The organism is Leptospira yasudae, assembly GCF_003545925.1.
GTDB classification, from domain to species: domain Bacteria; phylum Spirochaetota; class Leptospiria; order Leptospirales; family Leptospiraceae; genus Leptospira; species Leptospira yasudae.
Genome location: NZ_QHCU01000002.1, coordinates 532501 through 545890, shown reverse-complemented (window position 1 = coordinate 545890; position 13390 = coordinate 532501). Strand labels below are relative to the sequence as shown.

Here is a 13390-nt window from a genome sequence, read left to right as displayed (position 1 = left end):
AATATTTTATGCTTAAGATTTTGCCGATATAAGATAATTTGCGAATACTTACAATCATATTCATAGAATACGATTAATTCGAAAAATGATAAGGCAGAAAACTTGCTTTCCCAAAAAATATCGAACGCGGCACCCATCTTTTCTACCGAAGCAACGGGCGATTTAAAAACTAAACTGAACTCCGACTTTCGAGCATAAGGACCTCTGACTTACAAAGGCGCGATTGCTACTCAGTATCTACGTAAACTTAAAAAATAAATCTTCGCAACAGGTAACTTCGGAATCCGCACAGTTCTACCTTTTGCAGAACTGTGTTTAATCTTTTTTAAGTCTGTTTTTCAAACTGAGAAACGGATATTCGATCAACATGTACGATACGAAGGCAAAAATGAGCGCGTATGAAAAACCGATCACAAGAGCTTTGCAAAACTCAAGCCAGGAAATACTGTGAACGTTTATTCTTAACTGCGTGCCGGCAATGAATATTGCGACGATGTGCCACAAATAAGTTCCATAACTGATTCTTGCCAAAGGAGTAAAAATCCGGAGACCTAAAAACTTACCGATAAAAGATACATTATGGATGCTGGCGAGCATCACCATTGCATAACCCAGATTAGAAAAATTAAAGCGAAATACATTGTAATAAACGGAGAATTTATAAGGAACGAAACTTGCTATCGATAAAAACAATAAACCGGGTAGAAGAAAATACCACTCCCTGATTCGATCATGTTCTTTTGGAATGATATTCCAATTCTTATAAAGTTCGAAAGCCATAATTCCGGCTACGATCGAATCAAATCGTGTGTGCGCCGGACGATGAAATAATAAATCGAAGACTTGATAAGGTTGATCTCCGCTGTTCGCTTGATGAACTAAAGATCGGATGAGCGCCGCAGAGAAATACAAAAGAACAAGAAACACAATCCGAGGTTTAGTCGATAACTTAAAAAGTATAAAATAGCAAATGAACGGAAAGATCAAATAAAATTGCTCTTCCAGAGAAAGAGACCATGTATGAAAGTGAGAAGAGGTTACGTAATTCGATACGTAAAGCGCATCATAGATCCATCGACTCACGGATTCGGAATAGGAAGGTAATAAGGCTTGAATTTTCGGATCGGACGAGGCGGCCATCATTTTCAATTGCAACTTATTTACGAGAAGCGTTATAAAGATGAACGAATAATACGCCGGAAAAATTCTTAAACTTCGATTGATATAAAATTCTTTAAAACTGAGCGTTCCCGTTTTTTCCCAAGTCCGATAAAGAACTCCGTAAATCAAAAAGCCGCTTAAAATAAAAAATAAATCAACCGAGGAAGTGAGATTGCTTATGAACGTATTGAGGATGGCGGTATCTTGCGGAAGCTGATCACGAATCGGATCTGATAGGTGAAAGATAAAAATAGCCATCATTGAAATGGCCCTCAGTCCATTGAGAGAATCCTTTTCCCAAGTTCGTTTTTCAAAAAGAGATAAGAAAGCAGCTTTCATAACGCGGAAAATACCTATTTCAGGAGATATTTCATAAAAAAACATACGAGGAAGTCTGTAAATCAATTTGCACAGCCTTGAAAGGGACCGGAAGTCAACGGCTGAATTATTTCTCCCTTTTCCAGCTTCGGCTTTTGGTTTTATTCGAAATTTATAGTTGCTCTTTTCCTCCTCTGCGACACTTTAACAAAGTTCTGTAGAAGCGTGTCTTCTCATTAGACAAATTTTTTTCTTTGGATCAACAATTAGAAGTTATATGAAAAAGATCCTTTCCCATTCCCGCTCTAAAGAAGTCTTACTCTGGTCGCTCTTGTTCATCGGAATCTTCGGTTCGTTGCGACTTACATTCCCGGAGTATTCTCTTTTTCAAGATAGTCACGATAAAGCGATACAAATCGAATCTCTGATTCAAAACAAATTTCAATCGGAAGAATTGTTTTATCCCGGAAAAAGAATCGATACAAACTTAGAATATTATTATCTGCCCTCCAACCTTTATGTTATCAACAAAGATCGATTGATCAGCGCATTCCCGATTTCCTTTGCAATTTTGGTAAGTCCTTTTTACTGGATCGTCGGCATTAAGAACCTTCCCTACTTTTCCGTTATCATATCGTTTATAACTTTGATACTTCTGAGAAGATATTGGCGCTTCGACTTTCTGTTTTTATTTCTATCTTTCTTTGCCACCTTCGCTTGGCCTCTTTCCTTGGATTTTTCCGAAAATACGTTGATCATCCTGCTTTCCTTGATTCCTTTGATTCTTCTTTTTAAAGGAAGACCTACGTTTGCGAAGTATTGTTTCGCAGGACTATTTTTAGGGCTTTATGTTTGGTTCCGATTGGAAGGATTGATTTTTGCAGGATCGTTCCTTCTATTCTATTCCATAGGATTTTTGAAAAAATACCTTCAAACGAAGGATTTAAAAATTCTAACAAAGCCGACTTTTACTTTTTTAGCTTTTCTATCAACCGTCGCAATCTTTCTGATCTTCAATTGGATTGATTATGGTCAGATTCTCGGAACAAGATATATAGCAAATCTCAAAGGTTTTTCCGTAAGTTGGAACGTCAGAATCGACTGGATTAAGAATCTTCTCTTTTTCGGCCCGCTGAAGATCGGATATTTCGGATATTTACCGTTGGCGATTTTGTTATTTGGAATTTTGCTATTTCGTTTTAAAAAACTCTCGAAAACGAATTTCACGCTTCTCGGCTCATCCCTGCTTTTTTTGATATTAGTATTATTGACAACACCGAATGACGGATTCAACAACTGGGGACCGCGGTTTTTCGCATCCTTGATTATACCTTATTGTATCCTAATCCGTAAGTATTGGTTCTATTCGATTCGCAAAGGCAAAACAAGAATTAAATGGATCTTCGTTATTTGTTTCGTTTATTCATTTTTACTCGGCATACTCGGCCTAGTTATTCAAAGAGAAAGAAGTCTTCATGTCAAAAGGTTCGAATCGATTCTATCGAGTGTTAACGCGGACATCTGGGTTTACACTGATTATTTATCTTTTTATACCATCGGAACACACTATTTAGATAGAATCGTTTTAAAGGCTGAGAATTCGGAAAAGGTTATCGAAATCATTCAGAAAGCTTCCCGCACCTGGCCGGATAAAAAAATCGCATTCGTTCAATACAATCTTGAAAGGATCGATTTCAAGACCAAAGAGAAGATTGAGAAGAATTCCGCCGGGATAGAGTTTGTCAAACCGATATCGTGGGATCAACAGTCGCTACTTCCTCGATTAAGATCGGAACTTTTGAACTTTCAGAATTTAAAGATTAAGGAATATGAAATCTGGACAGGAATCCTGAAACGATAATCGTTTTTTTAATCTTCCGTTTTTTTGAATTTATCGACGCATTTTTTGGCTTTTCTCCCCACCCTCATCCCGAGGACATTGTCTTACGCTCCGATGAAAGCCCTCGAAATAAAATCGAAGATAAGAAAGTATATGCGGAGTATTCTTCCCGTTTTTCTTTCCTTGTTCACGATTCTTTTGATGAGGATTTTTTTATTTCAGATCTATTTCATTTCGGGCTACTCCATGGCCCCTTCTTATAAGGAAGGCGATTTGATCTTAGTCACCAAATGGGGATTTCCCGCAAGAATCGGGAAATGGGAAATTTCCTTCATCGAAGGGAAAGTCGATCGCTTCGAAGTTCTCGTTCTCGACGGATTGGAAGAAGAGTTGAGTTTAAAAAGAGTCGTCGGACTTCCGGGAGATTATTTCCGTTTTGAAAACGATCGAATTCTCATCAATGACGGGCCGTTGCAGGAAACTTTTTTAAAGCCGGGCTTTAAAACGATTGCGCCGTCCCTTTCCATGATTCCGATGAGTGCAGTTAAAGGAAACGTTCCGATCGGAGACGCGGGAAGAATTCCTCCTGGCTATTTTTTGGTTTTAGGCGACAACCGGGAAAATTCTACGGATTCCAGAAACTACGGTTTGGTTCCGTTTCAAAAGCTGCGCGGTAAGGTTTGGCTGTTTTTGTAATACTTCACTCCTAAAGTTAGGATATATTGTAGAATTTAAAATAATAATGAGTATTTTAAAAAAAATGAATATACGACGTTATTTTCTTTCCATTTTTCATAAAAAACCGAACGAATATGAAAATTTAAATGGAATTCGAGCCTTATCGATCCTTTCCGTCGTAATCTTTCACGGATGGGTCACGGCAAAAACGATCATCCCCGGAGATCCTGACCCTCTTCGTCTTTTTTTAGGGTCACTTTCATCGGGAGTGGATTTTTTCTTTTTACTCAGCGGATTTTTGATCTACGGCGGCTTGTTCCGAGAACACGAAAAAAGCGGAAAAATAGAAATCAAACAATTTTTTATCAAACGGTCTCTACGAATTTTTCCTGCCTACTACGTCGCATTGGCCGTTCTTTATTACAGTAAACATCAACAGTTGGCTAAATTAGAAAAACTGCAAATTACCAATCCTCAGGTTCTCGCTCTGATAGCCGATACAAAAAGTAAAATGGCCACCGTATGGATCGACTTATTCTATTTTTCCGATTTTTATCCAACCTCTTTGTACAACGGAGGCTGGTCCCTATCAATCGAAGAACATTTTTATATGATTCTTCCGTTTATTTGCGTCTTTTTTCTTTTTAAGGTGAGCATACGCACACGATTCGTATTTTATCTTTTCGGTTTCATAACCGCTTTTCTCGTGAGAATGAAATTAGCATTTCCGGCTGACGTACATGCAGTCTATCTCTTTTATGCAAGGTTCGATTCTATACTTGCCGGAATGATAGTATATGAAGTCTTTCATCATTTTCCGATGACTCCCGAAAGGGCGAAAAAAAATAAAATCTTAAATTCGATAATCCTAATATTTGGTTTGCTTTTGGTCATCGGAGCGCATCAGGTGGATCCGGGCGAGTCCTGGCCCTTGGTTCTCCGACCGCTCGCCCTTTCTTTCGGATTTGGAGTCCTCATGTATTTTTCTTTTTATCCAGGGATATTAAATCGATTTTTCGGAATGGCTCTATTTAGACCATTCGCTCGACTTGGATACACAGCCTATCTTTGGCACATCTTCGCGATTCCTCTTGCAGCAAAGAAAATTCTTCCCTTACTTTTAGGAACGCCGACGGTATGGATGTTTCTACTTACGAGTATTTATTTAGTATTCGTAACGTTTCTTATATCCTGGTTCTTTTTTCTTGTAATCGAACATCCGTTTTTAGTGCTCAAAGATAAGTTGACCGGAATTCAAAAAAAGATCAGCTAAAAGAAATACATACTTTCCAAAAACGGGAAAGTCGGAGTCCGTTTCCGACTTCCCGCTAACAATCCTTAGTTGTTTTCGCCTGTTTCCTTAAACAAAAGCGAGTCGTCAAAATCCGAACCGCGGTGCGGAAAGGCCTGTTCGTAAAAAAGGGCCGCGAATAACTCGAAGTCTTCGTCCGTAGCCAAGGAGTTTTCCTCCCAGTATTCGTTTCTTCGTTTGATCAAAACGGAAATCGTTTCGTCTTCCAGAGAGAATTCCTGTCCGGCCTCGTTTAACTTGCGGATCAACCAATTGAGATTGTAGATCGTATACGGTCCTAAAAATTCCAAGGTTGCAACCGTTGGCTCTCGTTTCATCAACGCCTCCGTGTGAAACAAGGGAATTCTCAAATCGTATGCGTCTTTCGTTTGCAGATAATGTTTGTAATTGGCGGAAATCGATTCCAAAAACGAAAACGTATTGAGATAACTGTTTCGAATCAGCGTTTCCTTTTCGGGATACCGAAACAGCACATCCATCACGTCTACAAATTCTCCTTTGGAAATCGCCTCACGCAGTATTTCATCGGCGGGCGCCGGTTTCGGAATCGGATCGACCAGTTTAACGAATAGATATTTGACTTCGTATGCGAATCTGGATTCTCTCGGAATATAATATTCGATCCAAATCGGTTCTTTGTAATAATGGATGAGTTCTTTTTTGGGAAGATCCGGCGTTACGCTGAGAGACTTCAGCTTTTTAACGTCGTCCGTGAGTACTTTTTTCCCTTCAACCCTCGTTCTGGATTTTTTGATCTGCCGTAATTCCGACTTATTCAATAAGGGTTTCGGTTTGAACGGCTCCATAATCTATTTATCGGTTTGGGAAGAATCGAATCTGAATCGAGTTCCTTTCGAAAAACTCAAGGTCCGGTCGAAACACAACGCACATACGCGACCGAAGGTTTCGTAAGATTCATCACGTTGTTGGAGGCTCCGAAATGAATCACCCACGCATCCGCCGGATTCGTATAACTCGTAGAAGTCCAATAGTTCGTAGCCAACGTGTTCGGAAAATAGGTTCCGCTGATCGAAGGATTTCCGACGCTCAAATCCAAGATGCTTCTCAACTCGTTCACGGAAGGAAGTCTCCAACGTCTTCCTCCCTGCGTAGAAGAATTGCACGCGGTCAAAGCGTTCGACCAAGTCAATGAAGTCGCGACTCCCGTGTTGCAAGCGGAACCCGAATGACCCACCGTACATTGCATCCAAATCAACCCTGTGTTGATGTCCGTGATCGTAGAATCTCCGTTATTCTTAAACGACAAGGAAGGCAAGGCGCTTCCCGATACGCAACGCGCGTCGTTGGTATTTCCCTGAATCGTCAATCCTACGATTCCATCGGTGAAAGAAACATATACGCTTTGTGTTCCGGGTGCGTTCGGATCCCGATCGGAACTCCAATGACCCACACCGTTCGCGTTTGGAAAGAAAGACGTGTAAGTCGCAGGACTGGAACCGCTGTAATTCAACATGGTCGCGTATTCCCGCAAAGACGCAAGTCTCCAGTCGGTTCGATTTCCGTACCCCGGAGAATTCAAAGAGGTGCAAGCGGTCAGCGACGCAGCCCAGCTTAAGCTGCTCGGCGCACCCGTACACGTGGACCCGGTTTGCCCTTCTTCGCAGCTTTTCCAAACTAAACCCGAAAGATTGTCCGTGGTCGTGTAATCCGTTCCCGTAACGTTCGTCGGTCCGGTTAAACTCGAAGTCGATCCGTTTTGCAGTTCTCCGTCTTGTCCGGTTCCGCTACAGGAAATCGCGGTTCCCGCACCGTCCCAACAGGAGGTCTGACCGGTTTTTAACGGAGGAGGGCCGTACAAAATCAATTCCAAAGAATACGTAATGCTTCCCGCGGAATTCGCGGCTTTGATTTGATATACGGAATCGATTCCCGCATAACCGATGTAAGACCCCGAGATTCCTCCTCCGATCGGATCCAAAAAAACGCCCGTAGGCAACGCCGGAGAAATGGAATAACTCAATCCGTTTCCAACCGCATTCGGACTCAGACTGATCGGACTTCCGTTCGCAAACGCGGCGGTCGGATAACTCAGAGAAGTCGGAGCGGGACCGCAGAAGGGATACAAACCGCCCGAACCCGAACTTAGGAAAGCCGATTCTAAATAGGCCTTGGAATTCGGATCGCAGACGTTTTCTTCGAGTTTGGATTTGCAGTTCGCAAGAAGAAAAGCGCAAGTTATAAAGCACAAAAGTGAGAATCGAAAAGACATTTTTGTTCGCATTAAATTCGACGGTTTCCGGAAAGAAAGTCCCCAGTATCAATGGATGTAAAAAAAACCGATTTTACAATCATTATCGGAAGAATTGAATCCCGAATTTGGAAAAATATTTCCAAAATGAAAACGGAAATTTTCGGTTCAAAAAAAGAAATATGCGATCCAGATTCTCAGGAAAAAACTCAACGGGTTCATCATACCCGTATCGGCAAAACGGATCACGCCGGAACGATCCAAAACGACGAACGAAGGATAGGCGTTCACCTTCCATTCTTTTAATAGAAGAGGATTGGCGGGAACGACCTTGAAGTTCACTTCGCGTTCTCGGACATATCGTTCCAGTTCCGCCGGATTTTCCCCTTCTTCCAAACTCACAAAGGAGAATCTCGAACTTTGTTCGAGTCGATCCGCATACCATCGGACTAAAGGAAGATTGGTCGAACAAACTCCGCACCAAGTCGCCCAGAAATACGCGACCGTCACCTTTTGTCCCGAGTCGTATTTGCCTCCCCCGTACAGATCGGTCCCGTTGAGTGAAACACCGGGTTTTAAATCGGAAGCTTTGAAAATCGATAACGCACCGGTTATCGTTAAGAACAGCAAAATCCAAAGAGCGGCGGTTCCGCTCTTTTTCAAAAATTCTTTCATCGGTTTTGAATTCGTTTACCGTCGGAGATTGTTACGTTCGATCGCGGATTTCCGGTAAAGGTTTCGTTCGTAAAAATTCCGAAAACGAATCCGTAGTCGATTTAAAGATCGAAACGAATTCCCTTTCCAAAACCGGAATACATGATCGCGATTACTAAAGCGACCCAGATTAAACCGGCGAGTAAAACGCCCCAATCGGAAAGAATCGCCTTGGTCGGGTTATGCCCCATGTTCTTGATGTAAATGATGTATAAAGAACGGAAGATCGCATACACTACGATCGGAATTGTGTAAATCATCTGATCGGTTCCGAGATTCGCGATGGTAGTGGGGCTCGTGACGTATAAAACGTAACTCATCAAAGTCATCGTAGCGACGATCCCGAGCATCATGTCCAGAAACCCGGTCGAATATTCGTCCAGAATCTTGCGGTGACCTTTTGCGTTTCCTTCGAGAATGATCAATTCTCCCCTGCGTTTGGAAAATCCCCAGAAAAGAGCGAGCATGAACGTACACAAAAGAAGCCAGGATGAAAACGAAACGTGGATGATCACGGAACCCGCGATCGCGCGAATCACGAAACCGATGCTGATGCTCATCACGTCCAAGATCACCATGTGTTTTAAGAACTTGCTGTAAAGAACGTTGAACACGAGATAAAACGCAACGAGACCGAAAAAGACCGGATGCAATAAATACGCAAGGATCAAGGACAAAGGAAGAATGATCGCCGTGATAAAAAGTGCGAACGATGGATCCAATTTTCCGGAAGCGAGAGGTCTGTGTTTTTTTTCGGGATGGAGCGCGTCTTCCTTACGATCCAGATAATCGTTCACCACATACTGACAACTTGCGACTAAGGAAAAAAGAAAAAAGGCCGCGACCACACGCTGCACGGATTCCGGATCGGTCAGCTTCTTTGCAAAGATAATGCCCGCAAAAATGATTACGTTTTTGATCCACTGATGGATTCGGAGCAATTTCAAATACTGGAAGAGCATACCCGGTTACATTCCTTAGAATCCCTCAATTCAGCAAGGAAAAACCGGATAAGGAAAGGGTAAAACGGATCGAATGAATCCGAAATCAAGATAGAATCTTTCTTTCAAAATCGTTTCGAGCGATTTTTACGAATCGATCTTTTTCGTTTCCGAAATCGGAAGCGCTTCTTCGTCTTTGAGGTGGACGCCTGAGATTTGTTTTTGCAGGGACAAGGAAAGAAGATACGCCGCCTTTCGAGAAGCGTCCGCAAAGGACATTCCCCCCGGACGAATGTTGGAGATGCAGTTTCTTCGTTCGTCGGTAAGACCGCTCGAAGGTTGATACGTTAGATACAAACCTAGACTGTTTTCTGTCGATAATCCCGGACGTTCACCGATCAGAATGACGGCCGCCTTTGCGTTCCAAAATTCTCCGATCTCGTCCGCGATCGCCACTCTTCCGTTTTTTACGATCGTAACCGGACTTATCTTGAGTTTCAGAGTTTGTAATGCGGGAAGAAACGTTTCCAAAAAAGGAAGTAAAGAATCTCGAATCGCACTCGCGGAAAGACCGTCCGAAATCACCAAACTCAGATCGAATTCTCCCTCGAACTTGGAATCGCTTTCCTTTAGCGCTCCCAAAGTTTTATAACCTTGCGAAGAAACTTTTTTTCCGAGGTCGGGACGAGCGAGATATTCTTCCCGCGAGTCGGCTTTGGATTTGATCTCGACATACGGCAAACCGTACGCCGATAAAAAATCGAAAAGATTGGCAAAGTCCACTTCGGCCCAGACCGCGTCTCTTGCGCGCGCGTGATCCAAACGAAATCTTAGAATTTCTTTTGTAGGAAGCGAAACTCCCGAACGGCCCAAGCCGATTCTTGCGGAGGTCCATCGTTTCCATTCTTCCCAATTCATACTTCAACCCGCCAACGTTTCCAAATCGGATAAAAGTCCGGTTTGTAATTTTTCGTCCATAGGAATCAGATTGGAATCCAAGATTCCCTTTTTCAAAAGCCATTCTTCAAACTCGGGTGCGGGTTTTAAACCGAGGACTTGTCTAAGATACAACGCGTCGTGAAAGGAAGTGCTCTGATAAGATAGCATAACGTCGTCCGCTCCCGGAACCCCCATGATGTAATTGCAGCCCGCGACTCCCAAAAGAGTGAGTAACGTGTCCATGTCGTCCCCATCCGCTTCGGCGTGGTTCGTGTAACAAACGTCGACTCCCATAGGAAGTCCCAAAAGTTTTCCGCAGAAGTGATCTTCCATTCCCGCTCTGAGAATTTGTTTTCCGTTGTATAAGTATTCCGGTCCGATAAAACCCACGACCGTATTTACGAGCAAAGGGGAGAATTCTCTCGCGACCGCATACGCGCGCGTTTCCAACGTCTGTTGATCGACTCCCCAATGCGCATCCGCGGAAAGACCGGCTCCTTGACCGGTTTCGAAATACATCACGTTGTCTCCGACCGTTCCGCGTTTGAGGGAAAGCGCCGCTTCTCTCGCTTCGCTTAACAATTGAAGATTGATTCCGAAACTTTCATTGAGCTTTTGACTTCCCCCCACCGATTGAAAAACGAGATCGACCGGTGCGCCTCTGCGAATCAATTCGAGAGTAGTCGTCACATGACTGAGAACGCAACTCTGCGTGGGGATTTCGTATTTTTGAATGAGTGCGTCCAATAGATTCAGCAAAGAATGGACCGATGGAAGATTGTCCGTCGCCGGATTGATTCCGATCACCGCGTCTCCGCTTCCTAACAGAAGTCCGTCTAAAATTCCGGCGGAAATTCCTTTGAGATCGTCCGTGGGGTGATTGGGTTGGAGTCTTGCGGAAAGTCGTCCCGGAAGACCGATCGTATTTCGAAACTTCGTAACGACCCTGCACTTTTTTGAGATCGCAATGAGATCCTGAATCGAACAAAGTTTGGAAACGGCCGCCGCCATTTCGGGAATGATACCGAAGATTAAACCTTTCAGAACCTCGGAATCGGTCTTTTCGCTTAACAAAAATTCGCGGAATTCTCCCACGCTCATCGAAGAGATCTTGGAAAACGAATTCCGATCGTGACGATCCAGGATCAGACGCGTTACTTCGTCTTCTTCGTATGGAATCAAAGGTTCTTCCAAAAATACGGACAAAGGAAGATCGGCGAGAATCATCTGTGCCGCGACCCGCTCTTCGTAACTCGCGGCGGCGATCCCCGCGAGAATATCTCCCGAACGCAGAGGACTCGCCTTTGCGAGAAGATTCTTCAGATCTCCGAATTGATAATGACGATTTTGAATCCTGGTTCTGTATTCCACGGACCAGAGATTCCGTTTTTTTTAAGGAACTGCAACTAGAATTTTTGGAGGAAAAAACGAGACAACGTTACGGAAAGAAGAAAAGGAACCGGGAAAAACTCGGCATCAACCGAACTCGAACAAGTGAGAACGCTTAGCCCACTTGAATCTTGAGACCGTCGTCCTTGCTTCCCAAGTCGCCGAGACCGGAGTGACCGGTGAACGCGATCAAAAGAGTGAACGTCCCCACTCTTCCCATAAACATCAACGCGATATAAAGAAACTTCTCGAGATCGTTCGTATACGGAGTCATTCCCAAACTCAAACCGACGGTTCCGAACGCGGACATGACTTCGAAAAAGATCGTTTCGATTCCGTGTTTGTTTCCGTTGGCGAGAGTGATGATGAACATGAAAACTACGAGAGACAACGTAGCAAGAAAGTAGATCCGAGTGGAAATCGCGACCGAGTTTTTGGAAACGTCTTCTCCCCAGGCCTGAACCCGCGCCTGCGGACTGATTACGTTTTTCAAATATAAGATTAATATAAAGAAGGTCGTGATCTTGATCCCGCCCGCGGCTCCTTGAGGACCGCCTCCGATAAACATCAAGGAACAAAGAAGCACGTATGTCGCGCTTCGAATCTCGGTGATGTCGAACGTATTGAATCCGGCGGTTCTAGACGAAACGGACAGGAAGAAGGAGTTGAACAGCTTCTCCGTAAAACCCATCTTACCGATCGTCTCAACGTTGTTATACTCTATCAGAAGAATCGAAATTCCTCCGATATGAATCAAAATCAAAGAGCCTAAAACGATGATCGCCATCTGCATCCGGTTCGCGTCGCCGAACAATTCCTTACGATACACTTCCAGACGTTCTTCCAATCGAACCGAAGTCGCGATGACGAAGATATACCAACCCGGAGGATCTTCTCCGAGGAGAACCGTTCTCCGCATCATAAACGTTTCGGTAACGGCTTCCACCTTTCCCATAAACTTTTGAACGATCTCGAGGAGCGACTTCTCGATAAAGATGATCACGGGAAATCCGATCCCGCCCATCACGATCAAAAACTGAACGATCAAAAGACAAAGAGGATCTTTCGCCAAAAAGCTCAAATCGTCCACGATGGAAAATCCGGCGTTGTTAAACGCGGAGATCGAAGTAAAAATACTTAAAAACAATTTGCTGGGAGTTCCCGGAAGCCGATCCGTCGTCTCCGGCATACAAAAATACAGAAGAGTCGCGCCCACCGCTTCGATCGAAAGCGAAATGTTAAACAATGAAATCAACATTCTTCGAACGTACGAAGCTTCTGCCTCGTTTTTCGTTTTTCCCGGTGCGACGACACCGGAATGAGGAGGCGACTTCTTCTCCCTCAATCTTTTTGCAAGATGAGCGTCCGTCGCTTCGTACACGAAGGATGCAAGACGAGTGCTTCGAGATAAACCGCGTACGACCAACACTCCGATCAACACCGTAAACGTGATGATTCCCAAACCGCCGATCTGAATCAGAAACATCATGATCAACTGAGTGGATCTTTGGAGTTCGGAAAGAAGAACCGGAGAAAGCCCCGTAACACAAATCGAGGATGTTGCGAGATAAAGAGAATTCGTATAAGTCAGTTTACCCGATTCGGAAACGTAAATTCCGAACGAACCGATCAAAATAGCCGCCGCAAAACCCAAACAAAGGGTTCTGGCAACCGAAAGCAAAAGGAAGGCCTTTGCGATTCGGTTTACGTTTCTTTTAATCAGTTTTAACGGATGCATGGCGGAGAATGCAAAAGCTCATGATTTTTCCAAATCCTTTCGGGGCAAATGAAAAACGCTTCTTAAACGGTCTGACTCATCGATTTGAGTTTACAAAACCGCTCTTTTTTGGAATATGGTAAATTGAGCGACTTTCTCCAAATCGTCCCTT

The 13390-nt window shown here is 43.6% G+C and carries 11 protein-coding genes; 3 read left to right on the top strand and 8 right to left on the bottom strand.

The window, feature by feature from the left end:
- Positions 1 to 315: 315 nt before the first annotated feature.
- On the bottom strand, positions 316 to 1500 hold the full coding sequence (locus DLM76_RS07825) for an acyltransferase family protein (RefSeq protein ID WP_158586374.1): 1185 nt from the start codon (positions 1498 to 1500) through the stop codon (positions 316 to 318).
- 256 nt (positions 1501 to 1756) lie between these two features.
- Between DLM76_RS07825 and DLM76_RS07820 the strand changes: the two genes are divergently transcribed.
- The 3 genes from DLM76_RS07820 (at position 1757) to DLM76_RS07810 (ending at position 5270) form a co-directional block, all read left to right on the top strand.
- Positions 1757 to 3340 carry an LA_3751/LA_3752 family putative glycosyltransferase gene (locus DLM76_RS07820; RefSeq protein ID WP_118964846.1) on the top strand — a complete coding sequence of 528 codons (1584 nt, stop codon included), beginning with the start codon at positions 1757 to 1759 and terminating at the stop codon, positions 3338 to 3340.
- Positions 3341 to 3433: 93 nt separating this feature from the next.
- On the top strand, positions 3434 to 4015 hold the full coding sequence (gene lepB / locus DLM76_RS07815; protein ID WP_135581703.1) for a signal peptidase I: 582 nt from the start codon (positions 3434 to 3436) through the stop codon (positions 4013 to 4015).
- A 46-nt stretch (positions 4016 to 4061) separates the two neighbouring features.
- The gene (locus tag DLM76_RS07810) at positions 4062 to 5270 is read left to right on the top strand and encodes an acyltransferase family protein (RefSeq protein WP_118964844.1); all 1209 of its coding nucleotides are present in this window, start codon (positions 4062 to 4064) and stop codon (positions 5268 to 5270) included.
- A gap of 65 nt (positions 5271 to 5335) precedes the next feature.
- On the opposite strand, the gene DLM76_RS07805 is transcribed toward DLM76_RS07810, so the two are convergent.
- The 7 genes from DLM76_RS07805 to DLM76_RS07775 all read right to left on the bottom strand — a co-directional run bounded on the left by DLM76_RS07805 (position 5336) and on the right by DLM76_RS07775 (position 13239).
- Positions 5336 to 6115 (bottom strand): hypothetical protein, encoded by a 780-nt coding sequence (locus DLM76_RS07805; RefSeq protein WP_118954133.1) that lies wholly within the window; start codon positions 6113 to 6115, stop codon positions 5336 to 5338.
- 56 nt (positions 6116 to 6171) lie between these two features.
- Positions 6172 to 7539 carry an Lcl C-terminal domain-containing protein gene (locus DLM76_RS07800; protein WP_158586373.1) on the bottom strand — a complete coding sequence of 456 codons (1368 nt, stop codon included), beginning with the start codon at positions 7537 to 7539 and terminating at the stop codon, positions 6172 to 6174.
- A 147-nt stretch (positions 7540 to 7686) separates the two neighbouring features.
- The gene (locus DLM76_RS07795) at positions 7687 to 8193 is read right to left on the bottom strand and encodes a TlpA family protein disulfide reductase (protein ID WP_118964842.1); all 507 of its coding nucleotides are present in this window, start codon (positions 8191 to 8193) and stop codon (positions 7687 to 7689) included.
- Positions 8194 to 8294: 101 nt separating this feature from the next.
- Entirely contained in the window at positions 8295 to 9194 is a 900-nt protein-coding gene (locus tag DLM76_RS07790; RefSeq protein ID WP_118954136.1) for a decaprenyl-phosphate phosphoribosyltransferase, read from the bottom strand.
- A 126-nt stretch (positions 9195 to 9320) separates the two neighbouring features.
- Complete coding sequence (eutC, locus tag DLM76_RS07785; protein ID WP_118964841.1) at positions 9321 to 10091, bottom strand: ethanolamine ammonia-lyase subunit EutC; 771 nt, start codon at positions 10089 to 10091, stop codon at positions 9321 to 9323.
- 3 nt (positions 10092 to 10094) lie between these two features.
- The gene (locus tag DLM76_RS07780; RefSeq protein ID WP_118964840.1) at positions 10095 to 11483 is read right to left on the bottom strand and encodes an ethanolamine ammonia-lyase subunit EutB; all 1389 of its coding nucleotides are present in this window, start codon (positions 11481 to 11483) and stop codon (positions 10095 to 10097) included.
- Positions 11484 to 11616: 133 nt separating this feature from the next.
- Positions 11617 to 13239: a TrkH family potassium uptake protein gene (locus tag DLM76_RS07775; protein ID WP_118964839.1), complete on the bottom strand. Its 1623-nt coding sequence runs from the start codon at positions 13237 to 13239 to the stop codon at positions 11617 to 11619.
- Positions 13240 to 13390 lie beyond the last annotated feature (151 nt).

Excerpts from the sequence above, each read along its gene's own strand:
- DLM76_RS07825 (WP_158586374.1), bottom strand. The coding sequence starts at position 1,500 with ATGAAAGCTGCTTTCTTATCTCTTTTTGAAAAACGAACTTGGGAAAAG.
- DLM76_RS07820 (WP_118964846.1), top strand. The coding sequence starts at position 1,757 with ATGAAAAAGATCCTTTCCCATTCCCGCTCTAAAGAAGTCTTACTCTGG.
- lepB (WP_135581703.1), top strand. The coding sequence starts at position 3,434 with ATGAAAGCCCTCGAAATAAAATCGAAGATAAGAAAGTATATGCGGAGT.
- DLM76_RS07810 (WP_118964844.1), top strand. The coding sequence starts at position 4,062 with ATGAGTATTTTAAAAAAAATGAATATACGACGTTATTTTCTTTCCATT.
- DLM76_RS07805 (WP_118954133.1), bottom strand. The coding sequence starts at position 6,115 with ATGGAGCCGTTCAAACCGAAACCCTTATTGAATAAGTCGGAATTACGG.
- DLM76_RS07800 (WP_158586373.1), bottom strand. The coding sequence starts at position 7,539 with ATGTCTTTTCGATTCTCACTTTTGTGCTTTATAACTTGCGCTTTTCTT.
- DLM76_RS07795 (WP_118964842.1), bottom strand. The coding sequence starts at position 8,193 with ATGAAAGAATTTTTGAAAAAGAGCGGAACCGCCGCTCTTTGGATTTTG.
- DLM76_RS07790 (WP_118954136.1), bottom strand. The coding sequence starts at position 9,194 with ATGCTCTTCCAGTATTTGAAATTGCTCCGAATCCATCAGTGGATCAAA.
- eutC (WP_118964841.1), bottom strand. The coding sequence starts at position 10,091 with ATGAATTGGGAAGAATGGAAACGATGGACCTCCGCAAGAATCGGCTTG.
- DLM76_RS07775 (WP_118964839.1), bottom strand. The coding sequence starts at position 13,239 with ATGCATCCGTTAAAACTGATTAAAAGAAACGTAAACCGAATCGCAAAG.